We start from the raw sequence: 20,346 nt of genomic DNA, 5'->3' as shown, positions 1-20,346 counted from the left end.
TTCATGCCGACTAAGTGCCTGTCAAGGTAAAGCGCGAAAAGTGCGGTCATTTTGACGGGCGTTTTTCAGATTGTCTCAGCAACGTTTCGTAGCGTTCATCTGTTAAGGTTTTCAAAAAGGCTTCAAGGTCGTCCAGTTGTTCATCGCTTAACGCTGGCGCCTTAAGATCGTCCTGATTTATTGTCGTAGCATATTCCGGTGCGTCCCAAGGTTGTTGGGTTTCGGGGTTGAGTTTACGTGCCGGGTTGTTGAAATGATCGAAATATTCCAACGCAGTACGTAAATGTTTAAACACACCGTTATGCATATAAGGTGCGGTGACGGCAATGTTGCGCAGAGTTGGCACTTTGAATTTGCCCTTTTGGCGTTGATCGCCGTTGACCATTGGGTTATCCAACAAACCGTTATCGATAAAATCCTGGCTGAGCTGATTATGCGCGATTAAACGCTGATTTTTCGGCACACCCATGTTGTAATAGCGATAATTCGTGAAGGTTTCTTCTTTATGTTCGGCATGTTGCGCTTGGTGGCAGTTGCTGCAGTTGGTTTTGGTGTTATCAAAGAATAACTGCCGGCCGCGCTTTTCTTGCGCAGTCATCGCATATTTACCCTGCAACGATTTGTCGTATTTGCTATCAAAAGGATGTAATAAGCGTTTTTCTTTTTGGAATACGGCAAGGGCATTTTCCATCGCGGCATAAACGCTATCTACGCTGTCCCATGTGGCTTCGCCATAATGTTGGGTTAAGAGCATGAAATACATCGGCGTATTGTAGATCCGTTTAGCGACAGAAAGTTTGTCTGGCATCCCCATTTCCACCGGATTGATTGGTGGCCCGCCCGCTTGTTCAGCTAAGTTCTTGGCTCGCCCGTCCCAGAATTGACCGCCTACATAATCTTGAATTTTTTCATCATAATGAAATTCAGGTGCGTAGCTGGCATAAAGCATGGTTGGTGCATTGCGTGTGCCGAACAGTTTTGGATCATCGCCTTGCGAGACCATTTTGTCTGCACTGTTTTCCCGTAAGTCAACAAAGGCGGTATCCGGGCTGTGACAACTGGAGCAGCTTTGATTGCCATGAAAAGAAAGGTTATTGTCAAAAAATAAAATTTGTCCCAATAGAGCTTTATCAATTCCGCCTTTCGGCATTTCACGGGCTTCTTTTTCTAAGGCAAGGGTTGAAAGAGGTAGCCATACGGCAAATAGCGTGGTCAATAAACGGTTCATGGTGTGTCCTTGTAAAGTGGTGCTATTTAGGATACCGCTTTTCGACTTTTTCCGTCTTCCCATTTTAAGGTATGACCTTTGACCTGAATCATATAAAACAAATTTTTTTAAAAAAGCCCTTTATCTTTTTAGAGAATAGTTTACTATTTTGCTAGGTTTTTGTTATTAACACATTATGGGGGAAATTAGAATGTCTTTTGCCGATAAGAAATTAAGTGAAATTGCGATTTCAATTCCAGGATCTACCGCACTTTTACGTGAGTATGATTTAGATTTTTGTTGTGGTGGTGCCGATACATTAGGTGCTGCAGTAGCAGAGAGAAATTTAAATTTAGCGGAAATCGAAGCGCGTTTAACCGAACTACAAGAGAGTAAACAGCAAGACGATGAGCAACGTTGGTTGACTGCACCTTATGCCGAAATCATCGATCATATTATTCATCGTTATCATGAGCGTCATCGTGCTCAGCTACAAGAACTTATTGTGTTGGCTGAACGCGTAGAATCTGTACATGGTGATCGTGATGATTGCCCGGTCGGTGTGGCAGCTGAATTACACAATGTTTATGCTGATTTAAGCAGCCATATGATGAAAGAAGAGCAAATTTTATTTCCAATGATCAAGATGGGCAATTACGCCATGGCAAGAATGCCGATTCAGGTGATGGAACATGAACACGCCGAACATGGCGAACATTTAGAGGTGCTAAAAGCCTTGACCAATAACTTAACGCCACCGGCAGATGCTTGCAATACTTGGCGTGCACTCTATAGCGGCATTAAAGAATTTATGGATGATTTAATGATGCACATTCATACGGAAAATAATATTCTGTTTCCACGTGTGATTGAAGAAGGCAGCCGATAAGCGCAAACTCCAAAATTCAACATTAATAAGCCATTAATACAGTATTAATGGCTTTTTTATTAAAAGATTAACCTCGATGTGTAATTCACGATTTCATGCGTAGCGTGCATCTTGATGCACGACCAAATTACGCACGGAACGTTATTTAACTCTTTCGGGCATTCATGATTTCGTGCAACAAGTTGCACGCTACGATTCACTAAAATAGTGATATGAAAATAAACACGGTTGTCAGTTTTCACAAGCCCCTTGAGAGGCTTGTGAAGTATAGATCCTTATAGGGGAGCCTAAAAAACGCACGTTTTACGTGCGGATTGTTATTGTTCCTTGACTTAAAATCTGTCAGAGATCGACTGCACTTTTTCCTTTTCCTCGTTTCCTTTTTCCCAAAAAAGAAAAAACCGCTATCCAATTTCTGAATAGCGGGGAGGTCTTAAATATAAGAAAACGTTAAAAGACGACTGCATTTGCAGCGCACTAGCATTTGTTAAGACTGAACATCTGAAAAATAGTTCAACGAAAAGCGAAAATTTCTTTGTTTTTTTCAATAGCGACCCAAAAGAAAAACGACAGAGATTGAATTCTCTGTCGTTTTTGATTGGAAGAGTTATTTCCCAGCCAGAAAATCTACGATTTGCTGTTCAATGCCAGCAGCATCCAATTTTAAATCAGTGAGCGTTTCTGCTTGCGATCCTTGCGGAATAAAGAAATCTGGTAAGCCTAATTGCAATAATTTCACTTGGTGTTGCTGCTGATTTAATACTTCCGCCACCGCACTTCCGGCACCGCCTTGAATCGCATTTTCTTCTAATGTCACCATGAGTTCATGGCTGTTGGCAATCTCGTTAATACGGGCGATATCCAACGGTTTGACAAACCGCATATCAATCACGGTGGCATCCAGTTTTTCCGCGGCAACCAAGGCATTTGGTAAAAGCGTACCAAAATTTAAAATGGCGATTTTTTTACCTTCACGAACAGGCTTTGATTTCCCCAATTCCAAGGGGTGTAACGGTTCTAGGGTAACGCCTACGGCATTTCCGCGTGGATAACGCACGGCGGCAGGCTTACCGTAATGGTAACCGGTATAAAGCATTTGGCGGCATTCATTTTCATCGCTTGGTGTCATGATGATAAGATTTGGAATACAGCGCATGAAACTGATATCAAATGCACCTTGGTGAGTTTGACCATCGGCACCGACAATGCCTGCACGGTCAATAGCAAAGAGAACCGGCAGATCTTGAATGGCGACATCATGAATCAGTTGGTCATAAGCGCGTTGCAAGAAAGTTGAATAAATCGCGACCACAGGCTTGTATCCACCAATCGCCAAACCGGCTGCAAAGGTCACTGCGTGTTGTTCAGCAATCGCCACATCAAAATACTGTTGTGGGAAACGTTGAGAAAACTCCACCATGCCGGAACCTTCGCGCATTGCCGGGGTGATCCCGATAAGTTTTGGATCTCGTTCTGCCATTTCACACAACCAATCGCCGAAAATTTTGGAATAGGTTGGGGTGGCATTGGATTTTGGTAACTGACCGCTTAAATGGTCGAATTTTGGCACGCCATGGAAACCGATAGGGTCGTTTTCTGCCGGGGTATAGCCTTTGCCTTTCTTGGTTTTTATGTGGAGTAATTGAGGGCCTTTTAGATCGCGCATATTGCTCAATGTCGCGATTAATTCATCAATATTGTGTCCGTCGATAGGGCCGATATAGTTGAAACCCAATTCTTCAAATAAGGTACTTTCCGGTGAGAACATCACGCCTTTCATATGTTCTTCGGTTTTTTTCATAAAGTTTTTCACCGTTGGCACTTTGTCGAGAATTTTTTTGCTACCGTCGCGCACGGTAGAGTAGAACGAACCGGAGAAAATTCGGGCAAGATGGTTGTTTAATGCACCGACATTTTCCGAAATAGACATTTCGTTATCATTTAAAATCACCAACATATTGGTGTGCAACGCGCCGGCGTGATTTAATGCCTCAAATGCCATACCTGCCGTAATGGCGCCGTCACCGATGACACAAACCGTTTGTCTTCCGGCATTTTCTCGTTCTGCAGCAATGGCAATACCTAATCCTGCACTGATCGAGGTGGAAGAGTGTCCTACGCTTAACACGTCAAATTCGCTTTCACCACGCCAAGGGAAGGGATGTAACCCGCCTTTTTGTCGAATCGTCGACATTTGGTCACGACGACCGGTTAAGATTTTATGAGGATAGGCTTGATGGCCCACATCCCAAATTAACTGATCGAAAGGCGTTTTAAAGACATAATGCAGCGCAACGGTCAGTTCCACCGTGCCTAAACCGGACGCTAAATGTCCGCTACTTTGACTCACCGATTCCAACAAATATTCGCGTAGCTCTCGACACACTTGAGGGAGTTGTTCTTTGTTTAACAAGCGCAAATCATCAGGTGAATTAATTAAGGATAAAAGGGGGTAATTTTGCATAAAGGGTAATCAATTCCAACGTTAAATTTCTATCTCAGCACGCTAAAAACAGCGTTAATTTCCACCGCACTTTTGAGGGCGGATTAGCTTTTTCGTTTAATGATAAATTCCGCCAACGCATAAAGTGCGGTGGTATCAAAAGGTAAATCTCTCAGTTCGGCTAATGCCATTTCGTAAAGTTCTTGTGCTTTTTGTTTGGCACCTTCCAGCCCCAATAATTTCGGATAAGTGCTTTTATCTGCCGTCAAGTCGGAGCCGACCGTTTTGCCAATGGTTTCGCTATCGCCTTCAATGTCTAAAATATCATCTTGTACTTGGAAGGCGAGCCCAATTGCCGTGGTGTAGCGTTCCAGCGGTTGTGCTAAAGCCTTGTCTGCAAAATGAGGCGAGCAAATAAAGCCCATAGTGAGGGCTGCAGTGAGCAAGGCACCAGTTTTATTTAAATGGATGTGTTCTAATTCTTGCAGGCTGATGATTTTGTGTTCTGATATTAAATCCAGACTTTGCCCTAAGCACATGCCTTTGACACCGGAGGCGGCACTTAAGGTTTTAATGAGCGCCAGCTTTTGTTCCGCCGATAGCGCTGGAATCTCCGTTAAGATTTCAAAGGCAAAGGCTTGCAACGCATCACCGGCTAAAATCGCGGTGGCTTCGTCAAACGCAATGTGACAAGTTTTGTGGCCACGACGTAATTCGTCGTCGTCCATGGCAGGCAAATCATCATGAATCAATGAATAAGCATGAATGGCTTCAATGGCGGCTGCTGCATAATCAAGCTGCGCTAAATCGGCACCGAGCATTCTGCCGGTGGCATAAACTAAAAAGGGGCGAATGCGTTTTCCGCCCAACAATAAGCCATATTTCATGGCGTCAGCTAAAGGCGCGGGCGCGCTATCGAGGTGGGCAAATTGCTCTGCTAAAAAGTGATTAATTCGCTGCTGAACTTGCTGTAAATCTTCTGAGAACTGATACATTGCCGCCCCGTTATTCTTCCGCTTGATAATCGCTGAGTTTGGCACTTTCGTTTTTTTGTAACAAAATTTGGATGTGCTGTTCCGCTTGCTGTAAGCGTTCTTGACCTAACTGAGCCAGCTTGATGCCTTGTTCAAAATCTTTTAATGCCTCTTCAAGAGAAAGGTCGTTATTTTCCAAACGGGAGACGATTTCTTCCAGTTGTTTTAAGGTATTTTCAAAATCCGGTTCGTTTTTTTCAGCCGGTTTGCGCGCCATGGTCTTATCCTTTTTTGCAGCAAAATAGAATTGCCGTATTGTACTTGATTTTTATCGCTATTGTTAGGAAGAATTGCGTGAAGTGGGCGCAAAAGTGCGGTCAATATTTCAGGTGTTTGTTGACCGCACTTTCGTGCAGTAAGAAAACTTTTCCGCGTAAATGGCGCAATTCAGGTACAATGCACATTATTTTTTGTTATGGATTCTTATGAAAAAAATCAAACATTTTGGCAGTTTTGCCCATCGCTATGTGGAATGGGTCGTTCGTTTAGGGAAAATCCGTTTCTCGTTGTTAGGCGTGATGATTTTGGCGATTTTGGCGTTGTGTACCCAAATGGTGCTCAGCCTGATTTTTGTCGGAAAAATTTACTGGCAAGATTTACTTCGCTCTATTGTATTTGGGATGATTTCGGCACCTTTTGTGATTTATTTTTTTACGTTATTGGTGGAAAAGCTGGAATATTCTCGCCAGGCACTTTCCCATTCTGTTTCAGAACTGAAAAGCGAAGTAAAAGAGCGACTTTTAGTCGAAAGTCGTTTGTCGGCAGCGTTAGACAAAGTGGAGAAAATTAGCCGAGACAAAACCACCTTAATGACAACGATCAGCCACGAGTTGCGCACCCCGTTAAACGGCATTATCGGATTAAGCCGCATTTTGTTGGAAGAGCACCCCACCGAACGCCAACGCAATTATTTAAAAACCATCAATAGCAGTGCGATTTCTTTGTCGCATATTTTCAGCGATATTATTGATTTAGAAAAAATTGATGCCCGCCGTATTGAATTGCATTGCAAAGAAACGGATTTTTATGCCTTGCTCAATGACATTAGCAATTTCGCTGTATTAATGGCGGAAGAAAAACGTCTTGAATTTCACTTAGATTGCCCGCCAACCTTGCCAAACTGGCTGATGTTGGATGGCGTGCGGTTAAATCAAATTTTATGGAACTTGATTACCAATGCAGTGAAATTTACCCAACAAGGCAGTGTAACCTTATCGGTTGAGCAAATCGCTAATAATGAATTTGCGATTCGCGTGACGGATACGGGCATTGGCATTGGTGAAGCCGATTTAGAAAAAATCTTTGAGCTATATTATCAAGTGAGTTCTAACCGTAATAAATCCTTGGGGAGCGGCATTGGGTTATCGGTGTCCAAAGCTATAGCTAAATTAATGGGAGGTGATTTAACCGTTACCAGCAAAATGGGGCAGGGTTCCACCTTTTTGTTAACGTTTAAGGCAGAAGAGGCTTTTCGTCCGTCAGAAAACGACAGCAAGTTGCCATTAAAGCTTAATATCTTGTTGGTGGAAGATATTGAAGTGAATGTGGTGGTCGCGAAATCCTTGCTGGAAAAATTGGGTTACCAAATTGATGTTGCGATGACCGGTGCGCAGGCGATCGAAAAATTTGAGCAAAATTATTATGATTTGGTGTTTTTGGATATTCAGTTGCCGGATATGTCAGGCTTTGATATTGCCCATCACTTACGTCAAAACTATGAAAATGGCACTTATGATTTCCTGCCACCGCTCATTGCCTTGACGGCAAATGTGGTGCAGAAAAAAGAAGAATATGTCGCGCAAGGCATGGATGATGTCATTCACAAACCGCTGTCGTTGGATGAGTTGAATCAGTGTCTGTTCGATTATTTCGGCGAAGAAATCACGCAATTTGAACTCACCGACACCAAGCAACCCCAAGCCTCTGCCGATTTTGATACGAAAATGTTGGGCGAATTGGTGGAAATGCTGGGGGTGAAATTTGTGCAAGATAATCTCACCTTATTTGAACAAACCATGGCAGGATACGCCATTGAATTACAGCAGGCCTATCAAGCCTATTTGCAGGATCCGGCATTGAAAGTCAATGTGCTTTCCTCGGCGCATAAAATTAAAGGTGCGTTGGCTTCTGTTGGTTTAAAACGCTTGCAGGAAATTGCATCACTCTCACAAAATGCCGAGACGGCACAATGGGAGGAGAATATTGCCCTTTGGTGCCAACAACTGAGCGAAGAATGGCAAGAGGATGTGGAAAAACTGAGAGCGTGGCTAAAACAGTATGCATAATATTATCGTTATGTGATCTTGCCCATAGAAATATAAAAACGTTCAAGCTATGATAATAGCGATTTTTTTCTATTCAATGATAAAGGAGTGATGTATGCAATCTTGGACACCGGAGATGTGGCGAGCCGCGTTACTTGGTTTGGTTGTGGGATTCGCGATAGGGTATTTTTTATTGCGTTTTACCAAAGGTTCTGTGAAAAAACAGGTGAAAACCGAAACGGAATTACGCCAATTAAAAGCACAATTAGAGAATCAAAAGCAGCAACTTGAAAAACATTTTGCAGAAAGCGCAAATCTCTTAAAAACGTTAGCGCAGGATTATCAACATTTATATCAGCATTTTGCCGGCGCTTCTGTTCAATTATTGCCTGAATTAGATGAGAAGGCGTTGTTCCAAGCGCAGAATGTGGGTGGCGCAGATGAGACTTCGACAGCCGTATCGGATGATCAGCCGAAAGATTATTCGGAAGGTTCTTCCGGATTATTAAAGGCAGAAAGATAAAGACTTCTCCCTTAAAGTGCGGTGAATTTTTGGGCTGTTTTAAAACAGGATGAAAATCTACCGCACTTTTCAACTAATCTACTACATATGATGTACGACCAGTCTTTTGCTCTGATGGCTTAACACTTCCGCTTCCAAATTAAAAACCGTTTTTAAATTTTCTTGGGTAATGATTTCTTCCGGTGTACCAATCATGGCAATTTCACCGTTTTTCATGGCAACAATGGTGTCGGCATAGGCGGCTGCCATATTGATGTCATGCACCACCATAACGGTAGTCAGTGCCAGTTCATCGGTCAGTTGGCGTAGCAAGCGCATCAGCTCGCGGGCGTGGAACATATCCAGATTATTTAACGGCTCATCAAGTAGCACATGATCGGTTTTTTGACAGAACGTCATGGCAATTAAGGCGCGTTGACGTTGACCGCCGGAAAGTTCGCTAAGAAAACGATTAGCTAAGGGGGCTAATTCAAAACGTTGTAAGGCATCGCGGATGATGGCATTGTCTTCTTCCGTTGGACGCCCTTGATGGTGTGGGTAACGGCCGAAAATCAACAGATCTTTTACCGTAATGCGACTATGAATCACGTTATCTTGGGTCAGAATTGCCAGGTTTTGCGCAATTGTGCGTGATGGCGTGGTGCCAATATCCATATCATTTAGCCAAATTTGCCCTTGTTGAATCGGATTTAAGCGCGCAACCAAAGAGAGTAGCGTGGATTTACCGGCACCATTAGCGCCGATCAATGCGGTAATGCCACCGTTTGGGATGGTGAGATTAATGTTATTTAAAATCGTCGCTTGATTAATTTTATAGGTTATATTTTCAATTTTTATCACAAGACATTCCTTTATTTTGCCCGTCTTAACATCAAATAAATAAACACCAATCCACCGACAAATTCGATAACTACGCTAAGCACACCCTGCATCTTCATTACCTGTTCAAATACGGCTTGACCGCTCACTAGCGTGATGGTCGACACCATAAACGTCATTGGGATGCGAATGCTGTGGTGCATGGTCGGGCTGATGGCATTGACGATGGCGCAAACCAATAAGCCTAAAAACAGAATCGGTCCCACAAGTGCGGTGGAAATTGACACTAAAAATGCGCAGCAAATGAGTAATTGGCGGCTGAATTGATGATATTCCAAGCCTAATCCGATAGCGCGTTCACGCCCCAGTAGGAGTACATCTAATTTAAAACGTTGTTGCCAAATCCACAGGGCGCTGACCAATGTAATGACAGTACCAATCCATAATAAGGTTGGGTTCACCGTGTTAAAACTGGCAAAGGAAGATCCTTGTGCAACGGCGAATTCATTAGGATCGATCATGCGCTGTAGCAGGTTATTTACACTGCGGAAAAGCACCCCGAAAATAATCCCCACCAAAATCATGCGGGCGAGATCGCTATTGTTTTTGCTGAGTGTACGGAATAACAGGAGTGCGCCAAGCAACATAAGCAAAGTTTCAAAAGCAAATTTGCCGGCCACATTGAGTTGTGTAAATCCAATCCCGCCGAAGAGAAACACTAAAATGCTTTGTACCAATAAATATAAGGAATCAAAGCCTAAAATGCTGGGGGTTAGAATCGGGTTATTGGTTAGGGTTTGGAACAGTAATGTAGATATGCCAATGGTGTAAGCCATTATCAGCAATAACAACAGTTTCTTTCCACGAAACGGCAAAATGAAATCCCAGTTACCATTGGCGTGATAGGTCATAAAAAAGGCGCAGGCAAGCGTGAGTAAGGCACCGAGTAATAACATGACACGATTATTTTGCATTGGGTTTCCCCTTAAATAACAAATAGAGGAAAATCAATGTGCCGACAATGCCGAAAATGGTCGAAATTGGTACTTCATAAGGTGCGTTAATGACTCGACCTATAATGTCGCAAATCAAGACCAAATTGGCGCCGAGCAATACAACCGAAGGCAGATTTTGGCGTAATCGGTCACCGGCTAAGCGGGAAATAATATTCGGTACAACCAGGCCGATAAAGGGAATTTGCCCAACGGTGACTACGACTACCGCAGTAATCATCGCCACCACAATTAACGCAAACCACGTCATTTGACGATAATTAATCCCTAAGCCGGTACTGATATTTTTCCCCAGTCCGGTAATGCTCAGACGATCGGCCATAATATAAACCACCACAGCAAGGGCGGCGGTAAGCCATAATAATTCATAACGTCCTGCCAAGATGCCGGAAAAATCGCCGGAAAACCAAATGGACAAGGTTTGTAAGCTGTCTGTTTCGTAGGCAAGAAAGGTGGTCATCGCCTCAATAATATTGCCGAACACAATCCCCACCAACGGCACCATGAGACGTTGATGTGGCGGCAATTGCTGTAACAATAAGGTGAAAATGCCCATGCCAATGAGTGCGGAGACGGTGGCGAAGGACATTTTGATAAGCAAGGCGGCGCTTGGAAATAACAGGCTGGTTAATAAAATCCCCAATGCTGCGCTTTGACTGGCGCCGATCATGCCCGGCTCAATAAAGCGATTTTTTAAGACAATTTGTAATACCATGCCTGCCACGCCAAGAGTCGCTCCCACTAAAATCACGGCGAAGGTACGAGGCAATCGACTGACTAACAGGACTTGCATTTGTTCCGGCTGAGAAAAAAATTGAGACCAATGGAAATCGGCTACGCCCACGGTAATGCTTAATGCGGCGAGTAATACAAGAATGAAAAAATTTATCCGATTTAGGGTAAAAATATTCGACATAGCGTTTTTTTAGGCAATAAAAAGTTCTCTTCATTATTGTCTTAGTTTGACACAATGAAGAGAACGATAAGCATGATTATTTTTTCTCGAAAGCGGTTTTAATCGCGTTTAAGTCCGTTTTTAATTGTTCCGCACCGCCCGGCGCTAAGTAGGAAGCGCTACTGAGATAAATGACATTACCGTTTTTCCAGGCTTTAGTGCGACGAACCAATTCATTATCCAATACTTCTTTGGCGGTTTTACCTTCTTCGCCAATAGCAGAAATGCGATCTAACACAAACAACCAGTCAGGATTGGTTTTTTCAATAAACTCAAAGCTCGCCGGTTGGCCATGACCGGTACCTTTAATGCTCGGATCCGCCATTGGTACGCCAAGTTCATCATGAATAAAACTTAAACGATAACCGCTACCGAATGCGGAAATTTTGCCACCGTTGACTAAAATAATTAAACCGTTGCCTTTGTCTTTCACGGCGGCTTTAGTGTCTTTTAATAAGGTTTCCAATTCACCTTTTAACTTGTCTGCTGCCGCTTGTTTATCAAATAAACGACCGAAACTGTCAATGCGTTGAATGCCGCTTTCCACTAATTTATCGCCGTTATCGGTTAAATCGATCGTTTTTGCAATAGCGCTGACATCATCAAATTTTTTCGCCGTGCGGGTGCCGACAATAATTAAGTCTGGTTTTAATTCATTTAAAGCCTCTAAATTGGGCTCAAAAATAGTACCGACATTTTTTGCCGAATCTAAGGTTGGTTTCAGATACGGAAGGAGTTTTGCCACATCTGCTGCGCCATCCACTTTCACACCTAAGGCTTGCAATGTATCCAAACTGCCGGTATCAAACACTGCTATTTTGGCGGGCGGCGCACTTAACGTGACATCACCGCGTGCCGTGGGAATCGTAACCTCTTTTGCCAATGCGGACGTTGCCATCGCAATACAGGTGAGTGTTAACAATGCTTTTTTTAACATCATAAGCCTCCTTGGTATATGTGATTGAAAACAATTCTCAACTATTTTAACGGAAGTGAGACAAAAAATGAATGGGGTTTTATAGCGAAATGACATAATAGAATGTGATTACAGAATATGATTTTAGAAAGTGCGAATAGGGGCAACTTATCATACTTGCCCCCAGATTATGACCGCACTTTTGTTTACTTCAAAATAAACATGGGTGTTTGGCTAATTGGATCGCGGTGAATCACTACTTCTAAATCAAACACCTCTTTTAACAGCCCCTCTGTCATCACTTCGTCAGGCGTCCCTTGGGCCATAAGGTTGCCGTCTTTGAGAACGATTAAATAATCACAATAACGACAAGCCTGATTTAAATCGTGGAGTACCGTAATGACGGTTTTGCCGTTTTGTTGCATTTGACGCATCATGCCCATGAGTTCTGCCTGGCGGTTGAGATCCAAATAAGTGGTGGGTTCATCCAACAGAACAAGCTCTGCATCTTGCGCTAATGTCATGGCTAAGAAAACCCGTTGTTGTTGCCCGCCGGATAAATCCGATACCAAATGTTCCGCCAATTCTGTAGTGTGGGTTTGCTCCATAGCCCAAGCCACTAATTGCTCATCTTTATCACTCAATTTGCCCCATAAATTCAAATAAGGCGAACGGCCGTAAGCAATTAATTCACGTACTTTAATGCCTTCCGGCACCAAATGTTGTTGTGGCAAGAACGCTAATTGTTTGGCATATTCTTTCGGTGTGCTTTGCCAAATATCTTTGCCTTTGTGAGTAATTGTGCCTAGACGTGGCTTGAGTAAACGGGCCACCGCTTTTAGTGTTGTGGATTTGCCGCACCCGTTCGGGCCAATTAAGGCAATGATTTGGTTGCTCGGAAATCTGAGAGATAAATCCCGTACGATAGTTTTATCTTGATAGCCTAATTGTAACTTATTGATCTCAATGCTCATTATTTCGTTCTCATCAATAAATAGAAGAAGTAAGGGGCGCCGATAATGGCGGTGAGAATACCGGCGGGCAGTTCTGTTGGCGGATCGATAACCCGCGCTAAAATATCGGAAATTTGTAACAACAACGTGCCGATTAGCATGGACGCCGGCAATAATGTGCGGTGGCGTCCACCGACCAATTTGCGTGCTAAGTGCGGTGCAACTAAGCCGAGAAATGCGATGGGGCCGCAAATGGCGACGGCTGTGGTGGAAAGCGCAACAGCCAGCACTAATACCAAGATTTGCGTTTTATTTACGCTTACTCCCAAGGTGGCCGCTTTGTTTTCACCTAAACCTAAGGTGTCCAAATCTCGACAGAAAATAAATGGTAACGGCAATAACACCAACAACCAAGGCAAAACGACATTGACATAAGCCCAACTTCTGCCCCACAAACTTCCGGTTAGCCAAAGCATAGCCGTGTTGATTTCTACCGGATTAGTTAGCATTAAATAATGGCTGATTGCCGCCCATAGGGCAGAAAGTGCTACGCCGATAATGGCCATTTTGATCGGGCGGAAGTTAAAACCACATATCATCCATAACAAAATGAAAGACAGGACACCGCCGATAAAGGCGAAAATCGGTAGCCAGTAAAAGGCTAAATTCGGTAGGAAGATTAATACGGTAACGGCGACCAAACCGGCAGCGTTATTGATTCCTAAAATATCAGGAGAGGCCAACGGATTACGCACGACACTTTGCACCAATCCCCCGGAAATGGCCAATGCGCCGCCGATAATAATGGCGAGTAGCGCGCGTGGCAGACGGTATTCCATTAAAGTGAAATAGTTTTTATCGTCAGGGTGAAAAGCCTGGCTAATTTCATCAAAGGATAGCGTGTAAGTGCCGTAACGAATGCTTAATACAAATAATAGCACGACCGTACAGAGTGCCGATAAGTAAAAGCCGATTGCACGGAATCCTGAATGAGAACAGCGCATTAGTGTTTTCCTCTGGCAAATAAGACAAAGATTGGTGCACCGATTAAGGCCAAAATGGCGCCGGCAGGCACCTCACTTGGGAAATCAACAGCACGGGCAACGGTATCAGCCGCCAACATTAAAATGGCGCCTAATAACATGGACATGGGTAATGATTTTCGTAGATCATAGCCGATCCAATAACGTGCTAAGTGTGGAATTAACAAACCGATAAAGGCGACCGGGCCGGCTACGCTAACGGCTGAACCCACAATTAATAATGCCATGATATTGGCATACCAACGCAGACGGAACAGGTTAATTCCCAAGGATTGAGCGGATTCGTCGCTTAAATTGAGTAAATTTAAGCGGCTGGCAAAGAAGAGGCAAAAGAGAGCGCTCGATAGCAGAAACGGCCAAATAGCGTGCCATTCGTTCCAACGGGCGTGAGAAATGCCGCCGGCAAGCCAACTCATTACGCCAAAGGCATGATCTTCCGACATAATTAAGACTAATTTGGTGAGAGCAGTACACAATAACGACACGGCAATCCCCGCCAAAATCACGCGACTGCGATCGCCACTACTGTCTTTCCACGCATTGCTGATCAACATTACAACCAACCAACTGATTCCACCGCCGATACTTGCCACCAAGGCAATGCTGTAGCCTGATAATAAGGCCGGGCTAATGGCACTCGCCGTTACCATGGCCAAACTTGCGCCGGAGTTGACGCTTAGTAGCGTTGGTGAGGCCAGTGGGTTGCGGGTGATGGTTTGTAATAATGCCCCGGCTACCGCCAAATTGGCGCCTAATGCGATTGCCACTAACGCCCGCGGGAAACGTAAATCGACCACGGTGATCTTGGCCAATTCATCGCCATTGGGGAAAAAGGCGTTTAGCGCATCTAATGGTGAAATTTCAATAGGGTAGTATAAAAACAGGCTTCCCCATAACAGGAAAGCCAGTCCTAGCAGGGGAAAGCCCCAACGAAAAGCCGTACCAAACATTATTTTTGATTAACGAATTGTTCAACTTGTTTTGCCATGATCTCACTGGCTGTAATGCCGCGTCCGCGCGCCCACATATCGGCATTGACGCTAAATACATGTTTGGCTTTTACGGCAGGAATGGCTTGCCATAAAGGTTCAGCTTCCCATTTGCGGGCGATACTTTCTTGGCGATAGTGGGCGATAAACATATAGTCCGGTTTTTCCATCACTAATTGCTCAAGATTGATTTCAGCAAAGGCTTGAGTGGCGTTTGGTAATTTTGGTGAGTTAAAACCTAGAACACCAAGGAAGCTAGCGACATAACCACTGTCATTTTGTAAATTGAATTTGTCTTCGCGGGAGGTGCCGAAAATTGCTTTTTTGCCTTTCACATTGATATTTTGCGCAATGCTTTCGACAATTTTATTGTGTTTATCAATTTGCAATTTCATTTCACTGCCTTTACCGACAATATCACCGATTTTTTGTGCCGTATCAAGATTCTCCTGATAGCTTTCATGGCGGGAGTCAAACATCATGGTCGGGGCAATTTTTTTTAATTCTTCATAAACTGCTGTATGACGGGAAGGATCAGCGATAATTAAATCGGGTTTTAATGCGGCAATGGCTTCAAGACTTGGTTGTGAACGGGTACCGACAGATTGCCAAGGTTGAATCTTATCGCGCACTTCCTGCAAAATGCGGGTTTTATCGTTGTCATCGGCAACGCCGACCGGGCTAACACCAACTTGAGCAAGGGCATCAACGAAAGAATATTCTAACGCGACAATGCGACTTGGGGTTTTATCTATAGTGAATTCACCTTTAGCATCGGTGACGGTCACTGCATTTGCCGTCACAGAAGCCATAAGAAAAAGAGAAGTAAGGGTTGCTTTGACGAATTTTTTCATTTCCGAGTCCTCTGTCATTATAAAAACATAAGTGTAATGGGGTAAATTATACACAGGGCTCGGTATTGAGAATAGTTCTTTTTTTAATGTCCGACCAGGTCGATAATCATCACTTCTGATTGCGACCCTAATCGCATCGGTACGCCCCAAAAGCCATAACCTGACGTGACAAAAAAGTGCCCTTGATTGATTTTTTCATAGCCGTAACTTAAGCGATAAATCAGTTTAACAATAAAATTTGCCGGGAAAATTTGTCCATTATGAGCGTGGCCGGAAAGCTGAATATCAATCGGTAAATTGGCGTGTTGTTCAATCTCTGTTGGACGATGATCCATTAGAATCACCGGTAATGCCGTGTTGACGCCTTTCAGTAATTGCGCCGTCGTTGGTCGGTTTTTTACAAGGTCGTCATTGCGCCCAATGAGGGTAAAACGTCCATCAATCACGACACTTTCATCCATCACGGGAATGATCCCTGCTTTGCGCATTTCTGCTTCAATGCGTTGTTGATCGCCAAAGAAATCATGGTTTCCCAATGTAGCATGCACGCCAAGCGGAGCTTGCAGTTTGGCAAAATGCGGTTGCATTTTTTCTGCTAAATAGGCGTTGACGTTATCATCCATAATGTCGCCGGGGAGCAAAATAATATCTACTTTTTCCTGCCGCATGATGCCAGCCAACGTATCTAACTGTGTTGAACCAAACAAATGCCCTAAATGCAAATCGCTTGCCATACCAATGCGTAAAGGTTGCATGGGTTTATCCAGCTTGACTTGATAATGACGTATCACTGGTGTGTAAGCGTTATATAAACCCAGTCCAATAAATCCTAAAAAGAGTATCGGATAGAGTAATTTTAGCGCGTTATCCCACGGTTTAAAAAAGCGATGCAGTATGCCTACGATGGCACTGCTAAACGTGGAAAAGAGCAATAAAGTGAGAAGCAAGGCACTGACGCGAAAACTTTCGGCATACAGACGCAAGGGGGCGGTTGCAATCAGAGCATTAAAGAGCAAAAAGAGGATGATAGTCAGCTTGGTGCGTGTTTTTGGGTTGAGATTAAACAGCCAGCCGAGGGTACGGCTAAAACCGAACAGCATGAATTGTAAGACCAGTATGGCGACAGCCGTGGTGATGTAGTGTCGGATTTCCATAATTTTCCTTATGTTCCTTGAGAGTGGAAAGTGCGGTTATTTTTCTGTGTATTTTTAAGGCAACGGATAATAATATGAATCACCGTGGGGCGCAATTTAATCCGAAATTGATCGTTTTCAAGTCAGAAATTTTTCGTTAAAATGCGACCACTTTTTTGTGTAAATAAGGGAAGAAAATCTATGTTCGGAAAAGGCGGTTTGGGCGGTTTAATGAAACAAGCTCAACAAATGCAAGAAAAAATGCAAAAAATGCAAGAAGAAATTGCACAATTAGAAGTGACTGGCGAGTCAGGCGCAGGGCTGGTGAAAATCACGATTAACGGTGCGCATAACTGCCGTCGTATTGACATTGATCCTTCTTTAATGGAAGACGACAAAGAAATGCTGGAAGACTTAATCGCTGCGGCATTTAATGATGCAGTACGCCGTGCTGAAGAATTACAAAAAGAAAAAATGGCGTCTGTTACCGCCGGTATGCCATTGCCGCCGGGCTTTAAAATGCCATTCTAAAAAACGTCCGTAAAACTTACCGCACTTTATGATTAAAGTGCGGTTTATTTTTTCAGTCAATTCACCGAGAACCTTATGCAAACCAGTCCCTTGTTAGAAAATTTGATCGAAAGCTTACGTGTATTACCGGGCGTTGGCCCGAAATCTGCACAACGTATGGCGTATCATTTATTGCAACGTAACCGTAGTGGCGGTATGCGTTTGGCACAAGGGCTGACGGAAGCTATGTCAAAAATTGGGCATTGTGAGCATTGCCGTACTTTCACGGAAGAGGAGGTTTGTCATATTTGCAATAATCCTCGCCGTCAAAATTCGGGGTTGCTTTGTGTAGTGGAAATGCCGGCAGATATTCTTGCCATTGAGCAAACCGGGCAATTTTCCGGGCGTTATTTTGTGCTTATGGGGCATTTGTCGCCATTGGACGGCATTGGCCCACGAGAGATCGGCTTGGATTTATTGCAGAAACGCTTACAAACAGAATCCTTCAAGGAAGTGATTTTGGCGACAAATCCCACTGTCGAAGGCGATGCTACGGCGAATTACATTGCAGAATTGTGTTTGCAACAAAACGTCAAAGTCAGTCGCATTGCCCACGGTATTCCGGTGGGCGGTGAATTGGAAATGGTGGATGGCACCACGCTGACCCATTCTTTCTTAGGCCGCCGCGAAATCGGCTAATCTTTTTTCTCCTCTGCGTTTTCTTGTTTATGCGACTTTTTATAGCAGAAAAACCGAGCCTTGGACGCGCGATTGCGGATGTTTTGCCGAAACCGCATCAACGCGGTGACGGCTTTATCAAATGTGGTGATAACGATTGTGTGACATGGTGCGTGGGGCATTTGCTGGAACAAGCAGAACCCGATGCCTATGATGCGCGTTTCAAACAATGGCGCTTAGAAGATTTGCCGATTGTGCCGCAAAAGTGGCAGTTAATTCCGAAAAAAGAAACCTATAAGCAGCTAAAGACCGTTGAAAAGTTGGTGCAGCAAGCGGACATCCTCGTCAACGCTGGTGACCCAGATCGTGAAGGGCAATTACTGGTGGACGAAGTGTTCAGTTATCTCAATTTACCGCCTGAAAAACGCAATGCCATTCAGCGTTGTTTAATCAGCGACTTGAACCCAAGTGCGGTAGAAAAAGCCATTAAAAAATTACAACCGAATCGTGATTTTGTGCCCCTTGCCACCTCCGCGTTGGCACGTGCGCGCGCCGATTGGCTCTATGGCATTAACATGACACGGGCTTATACCATTCGAGGCAGACAGGCAGGTTATAATGGTGTGCTTTCTGTTGGGCGAGTACAAACGCCCGTACTTGGCCTTATCGTACGCCGTGACTTAGAAATCGAGCATTTCCAACCGAAGGATTTCTTTGAAGTGTTGGCTTGGGTGCGTGACCCAAAAGAGGAAGAAACACCGAAGAAAGCTACCGCACTTTTTTCTGCGTTGTGGCAGCCGAGCAAAGCCTGTGAAGATTATCAAGACGAGGATGGGCGCGTATTATCTCATGCGTTGGCGGAAAATGTGGTGAAGCGCATTACCGACCAACCGGCGGAAGTGACCGATTATTCGGATAAACGGGAAAAAGAAACGGCACCGTTGCCCTATTCTTTGTCAGCGTTGCAAATTGATGCAGCCAAGCGGTTTGGGATGTCCGCGCAGGAAGTGCTGGATACCTGTCAACGTTTGTATGAAACCCATAAATTGATTACTTACCCGCGTTCCGATTGCCGTTATTTGCCAAAAGAACATTTTGCGGATCGCATGGCGGTGATGAACGCCATTTCTACCCATTTAACTCCATTTCAGCCCTTGCCTGAAATTATCGATCCTGAACAAAAAAATCGTTGTTGGAATGATAAAAAAGTCGAAGCACACCATGCTATTATCCCGACAGCAAAGAACCGCCCGGTGAGTTTGAATCCGGCGGAACAACATATTTATTTTCTGATTGCCCGCCAATACCTCATGCAGTTCTGTCCTGACGCGGAATATCGTAAATGTAAAATCACCTTGAATATTGCCGGCGGGACTTTTATTGCGCAGGCGCGTAATTTGCAAATTGCCGGTTGGAAACAGCTTTGGGGGAAAGAAGACAACGACGATGAACATCAAGATGCGTTGCTGCCAGTCGTCAAAAAAGGGCAAATGTTGCATTGCGAAAAAGGTGAAATCGTCAGTAAAAAAACGCAACCGCCGAAACCTTTTACAGATGCGACCTTGCTTTCTGCGATGACAGGCATTGCTCGTTTCGTGCAAGACAAAGAATTGAAAAAAATTTTGCGTGAAACTGATGGGTTAGGCACGGAAGCGACGCGTGCGGGCATTATTGAATTGTTGTTTAAACGTGGTTTTCTCTATAAAAAAGGGCGTAATATTCACAGCACCGAGGCGGGGCGAATCTTAATTAACGCTTTGCCGGATGTGGCAACACAGCCTGACATGACGGCACATTGGGAGTCACAGCTTGATGGCATTAGCCGTAAACAGGCGAGTTATCAGCAATTTATGCAAAACCTCACCCTGCTTTTGCCTGAATTATTGCACTACATTAATTTTTCCGCTTTACGCGAGTTAAGCCGGCATAATCAAAGCGTGAAAAAGGCTGCGCCGAGAACAAAGAAAAGTGAATGAGGGTTAAAAGTGCGGTCGTTTTTCAAAATGTTTTTACTGAGTGAATTTGCACCAAATAGCGTAAAAATACATAAAATAACTTGCGAAGTACTAAGATATTCGCTAATATCTGCGCCGTTATTTTTCATTAGAATTTGCTAAATCAGA

The 20,346-nt window shown here is 44.0% G+C and carries 19 protein-coding genes; 6 read left to right on the top strand and 13 right to left on the bottom strand.

The window, feature by feature from the left end; all coding sequences use genetic code 11:
• Window positions 1–46: 46 nt before the first annotated feature.
• Complete coding sequence (locus tag HMPREF9065_RS06710) at window positions 47–1,228, bottom strand: cytochrome-c peroxidase (RefSeq protein WP_033002446.1); 1,182 nt, start codon at window positions 1,226–1,228, stop codon at window positions 47–49.
• Window positions 1,229–1,418: 190 nt separating this feature from the next.
• On the opposite strand from HMPREF9065_RS06710, the gene ytfE reads away from it, so the two are divergent.
• Entirely contained in the window at window positions 1,419–2,096 is a 678-nt protein-coding gene (gene ytfE, locus HMPREF9065_RS06715) for an iron-sulfur cluster repair protein YtfE (RefSeq protein ID WP_033002445.1), read from the top strand.
• A gap of 607 nt (window positions 2,097–2,703) precedes the next feature.
• On the opposite strand, the gene dxs is transcribed toward ytfE, so the two are convergent.
• From dxs to xseB, 3 genes are all read right to left on the bottom strand, one after another.
• Window positions 2,704–4,560, bottom strand: coding sequence for a 1-deoxy-D-xylulose-5-phosphate synthase (gene dxs, locus HMPREF9065_RS06720; protein ID WP_021615677.1), 1,857 nt, complete (start codon window positions 4,558–4,560; stop codon window positions 2,704–2,706).
• An 83-nt stretch (window positions 4,561–4,643) separates the two neighbouring features.
• Window positions 4,644–5,534: a (2E,6E)-farnesyl diphosphate synthase gene (ispA, locus tag HMPREF9065_RS06725; RefSeq protein ID WP_021615676.1), complete on the bottom strand. Its 891-nt coding sequence runs from the start codon at window positions 5,532–5,534 to the stop codon at window positions 4,644–4,646.
• A 10-nt stretch (window positions 5,535–5,544) separates the two neighbouring features.
• Window positions 5,545–5,790, bottom strand: a complete 246-nt coding sequence (xseB, locus tag HMPREF9065_RS06730; RefSeq protein ID WP_021615675.1) for an exodeoxyribonuclease VII small subunit — start codon at window positions 5,788–5,790, stop codon at window positions 5,545–5,547.
• A gap of 208 nt (window positions 5,791–5,998) precedes the next feature.
• Here xseB and HMPREF9065_RS06735 point away from each other — a divergent pair, with 208 nt between their 5' ends.
• Entirely contained in the window at window positions 5,999–7,858 is a 1,860-nt protein-coding gene (locus HMPREF9065_RS06735) for an ATP-binding protein (RefSeq protein WP_033002444.1), read from the top strand.
• Window positions 7,859–7,952: 94 nt separating this feature from the next.
• A complete protein-coding gene (locus HMPREF9065_RS06740) occupies window positions 7,953–8,360 on the top strand; it encodes a YhcB family protein (protein WP_021615673.1) in 408 nt (135 codons plus the stop codon).
• Window positions 8,361–8,441: 81 nt separating this feature from the next.
• Here HMPREF9065_RS06740 and HMPREF9065_RS06745 read toward each other — a convergent pair whose 3' ends face one another.
• The 9 genes from HMPREF9065_RS06745 to HMPREF9065_RS06785 form a co-directional block, all read right to left on the bottom strand.
• Window positions 8,442–9,200, bottom strand: a complete 759-nt coding sequence (locus tag HMPREF9065_RS06745) for an iron ABC transporter ATP-binding protein (RefSeq protein WP_021615672.1) — start codon at window positions 9,198–9,200, stop codon at window positions 8,442–8,444.
• A gap of 11 nt (window positions 9,201–9,211) precedes the next feature.
• Entirely contained in the window at window positions 9,212–10,153 is a 942-nt protein-coding gene (locus HMPREF9065_RS06750; RefSeq protein ID WP_021615671.1) for an iron chelate uptake ABC transporter family permease subunit, read from the bottom strand.
• Window positions 10,143–11,108: an ABC transporter permease gene (locus HMPREF9065_RS06755; protein WP_021615670.1), complete on the bottom strand. Its 966-nt coding sequence runs from the start codon at window positions 11,106–11,108 to the stop codon at window positions 10,143–10,145. The genes HMPREF9065_RS06750 and HMPREF9065_RS06755 overlap by 11 nt, the downstream gene beginning before the upstream one ends.
• A 76-nt stretch (window positions 11,109–11,184) precedes the next feature.
• The gene (locus tag HMPREF9065_RS06760; RefSeq protein ID WP_033002443.1) at window positions 11,185–12,084 is read right to left on the bottom strand and encodes a siderophore ABC transporter substrate-binding protein; all 900 of its coding nucleotides are present in this window, start codon (window positions 12,082–12,084) and stop codon (window positions 11,185–11,187) included.
• A gap of 185 nt (window positions 12,085–12,269) precedes the next feature.
• Entirely contained in the window at window positions 12,270–13,037 is a 768-nt protein-coding gene (gene fecE / locus HMPREF9065_RS06765; protein ID WP_021615668.1) for a Fe(3+) dicitrate ABC transporter ATP-binding protein FecE, read from the bottom strand.
• Window positions 13,037–14,020: a Fe(3+) dicitrate ABC transporter permease subunit FecD gene (fecD, locus tag HMPREF9065_RS06770; RefSeq protein ID WP_021615667.1), complete on the bottom strand. Its 984-nt coding sequence runs from the start codon at window positions 14,018–14,020 to the stop codon at window positions 13,037–13,039. Before fecD ends, fecE begins: the two co-directional genes overlap by 1 nt.
• Window positions 14,020–15,009 carry an iron-dicitrate ABC transporter permease FecC gene (gene fecC / locus HMPREF9065_RS06775; RefSeq protein WP_021615666.1) on the bottom strand — a complete coding sequence of 330 codons (990 nt, stop codon included), beginning with the start codon at window positions 15,007–15,009 and terminating at the stop codon, window positions 14,020–14,022. The genes fecD and fecC overlap by 1 nt, the downstream gene beginning before the upstream one ends.
• The gene (locus HMPREF9065_RS06780) at window positions 15,009–15,902 is read right to left on the bottom strand and encodes a Fe(3+) dicitrate ABC transporter substrate-binding protein FecB (protein ID WP_033002442.1); all 894 of its coding nucleotides are present in this window, start codon (window positions 15,900–15,902) and stop codon (window positions 15,009–15,011) included. The genes fecC and HMPREF9065_RS06780 overlap by 1 nt, the downstream gene beginning before the upstream one ends.
• A gap of 83 nt (window positions 15,903–15,985) precedes the next feature.
• Complete coding sequence (locus tag HMPREF9065_RS06785) at window positions 15,986–17,056, bottom strand: metallophosphoesterase (protein ID WP_021615664.1); 1,071 nt, start codon at window positions 17,054–17,056, stop codon at window positions 15,986–15,988.
• Window positions 17,057–17,236: 180 nt separating this feature from the next.
• Here HMPREF9065_RS06785 and HMPREF9065_RS06790 point away from each other — a divergent pair, with 180 nt between their 5' ends.
• The 3 genes from HMPREF9065_RS06790 (at window position 17,237) to HMPREF9065_RS06800 (ending at window position 20,199) form a co-directional block, all read left to right on the top strand.
• A complete protein-coding gene (locus tag HMPREF9065_RS06790; protein WP_021615663.1) occupies window positions 17,237–17,566 on the top strand; it encodes a YbaB/EbfC family nucleoid-associated protein in 330 nt (109 codons plus the stop codon).
• Between the two features lie 75 nt (window positions 17,567–17,641).
• Window positions 17,642–18,244: a recombination mediator RecR gene (gene recR, locus HMPREF9065_RS06795; RefSeq protein WP_021615662.1), complete on the top strand. Its 603-nt coding sequence runs from the start codon at window positions 17,642–17,644 to the stop codon at window positions 18,242–18,244.
• Window positions 18,245–18,273: 29 nt separating this feature from the next.
• On the top strand, window positions 18,274–20,199 hold the full coding sequence (locus HMPREF9065_RS06800; protein ID WP_021615661.1) for a DNA topoisomerase III: 1,926 nt from the start codon (window positions 18,274–18,276) through the stop codon (window positions 20,197–20,199).
• The last annotated feature ends 147 nt before the right edge of the window (window positions 20,200–20,346 follow it).

This window comes from Aggregatibacter sp. oral taxon 458 str. W10330 (genome assembly GCF_000466335.1).
Classification (GTDB): Bacteria; Pseudomonadota; Gammaproteobacteria; order Enterobacterales; family Pasteurellaceae; genus Aggregatibacter.
The sequence above is the reverse complement of the archived record's forward strand: the minus strand, read 5'-3'. Positions and strand labels throughout refer to the sequence as shown.

What these genes read in the sequence shown, in the direction of transcription:
- xseB (WP_021615675.1), bottom strand. Translation starts at nt 5,790, where the DNA reads ATGGCGCGCAAACCGGCTGAAAAAAACGAACCGGATTTTGAAAATACC.
- HMPREF9065_RS06740 (WP_021615673.1), top strand. Translation starts at nt 7,953, where the DNA reads ATGCAATCTTGGACACCGGAGATGTGGCGAGCCGCGTTACTTGGTTTG.
- HMPREF9065_RS06710 (WP_033002446.1), bottom strand. Translation starts at nt 1,228, where the DNA reads ATGAACCGTTTATTGACCACGCTATTTGCCGTATGGCTACCTCTTTCA.
- HMPREF9065_RS06755 (WP_021615670.1), bottom strand. Translation starts at nt 11,108, where the DNA reads ATGTCGAATATTTTTACCCTAAATCGGATAAATTTTTTCATTCTTGTA.
- fecD (WP_021615667.1), bottom strand. Translation starts at nt 14,020, where the DNA reads ATGCGCTGTTCTCATTCAGGATTCCGTGCAATCGGCTTTTACTTATCG.
- HMPREF9065_RS06790 (WP_021615663.1), top strand. Translation starts at nt 17,237, where the DNA reads ATGTTCGGAAAAGGCGGTTTGGGCGGTTTAATGAAACAAGCTCAACAA.
- recR (WP_021615662.1), top strand. Translation starts at nt 17,642, where the DNA reads ATGCAAACCAGTCCCTTGTTAGAAAATTTGATCGAAAGCTTACGTGTA.
- fecE (WP_021615668.1), bottom strand. Translation starts at nt 13,037, where the DNA reads ATGAGCATTGAGATCAATAAGTTACAATTAGGCTATCAAGATAAAACT.
- HMPREF9065_RS06780 (WP_033002442.1), bottom strand. Translation starts at nt 15,902, where the DNA reads ATGAAAAAATTCGTCAAAGCAACCCTTACTTCTCTTTTTCTTATGGCT.
- ytfE (WP_033002445.1), top strand. Translation starts at nt 1,419, where the DNA reads ATGTCTTTTGCCGATAAGAAATTAAGTGAAATTGCGATTTCAATTCCA.
- HMPREF9065_RS06785 (WP_021615664.1), bottom strand. Translation starts at nt 17,056, where the DNA reads ATGGAAATCCGACACTACATCACCACGGCTGTCGCCATACTGGTCTTA.
- HMPREF9065_RS06735 (WP_033002444.1), top strand. Translation starts at nt 5,999, where the DNA reads ATGAAAAAAATCAAACATTTTGGCAGTTTTGCCCATCGCTATGTGGAA.
- fecC (WP_021615666.1), bottom strand. Translation starts at nt 15,009, where the DNA reads ATGTTTGGTACGGCTTTTCGTTGGGGCTTTCCCCTGCTAGGACTGGCT.
- dxs (WP_021615677.1), bottom strand. Translation starts at nt 4,560, where the DNA reads ATGCAAAATTACCCCCTTTTATCCTTAATTAATTCACCTGATGATTTG.
- HMPREF9065_RS06750 (WP_021615671.1), bottom strand. Translation starts at nt 10,153, where the DNA reads ATGCAAAATAATCGTGTCATGTTATTACTCGGTGCCTTACTCACGCTT.
- ispA (WP_021615676.1), bottom strand. Translation starts at nt 5,534, where the DNA reads ATGTATCAGTTCTCAGAAGATTTACAGCAAGTTCAGCAGCGAATTAAT.
- HMPREF9065_RS06800 (WP_021615661.1), top strand. Translation starts at nt 18,274, where the DNA reads ATGCGACTTTTTATAGCAGAAAAACCGAGCCTTGGACGCGCGATTGCG.
- HMPREF9065_RS06760 (WP_033002443.1), bottom strand. Translation starts at nt 12,084, where the DNA reads ATGTTAAAAAAAGCATTGTTAACACTCACCTGTATTGCGATGGCAACG.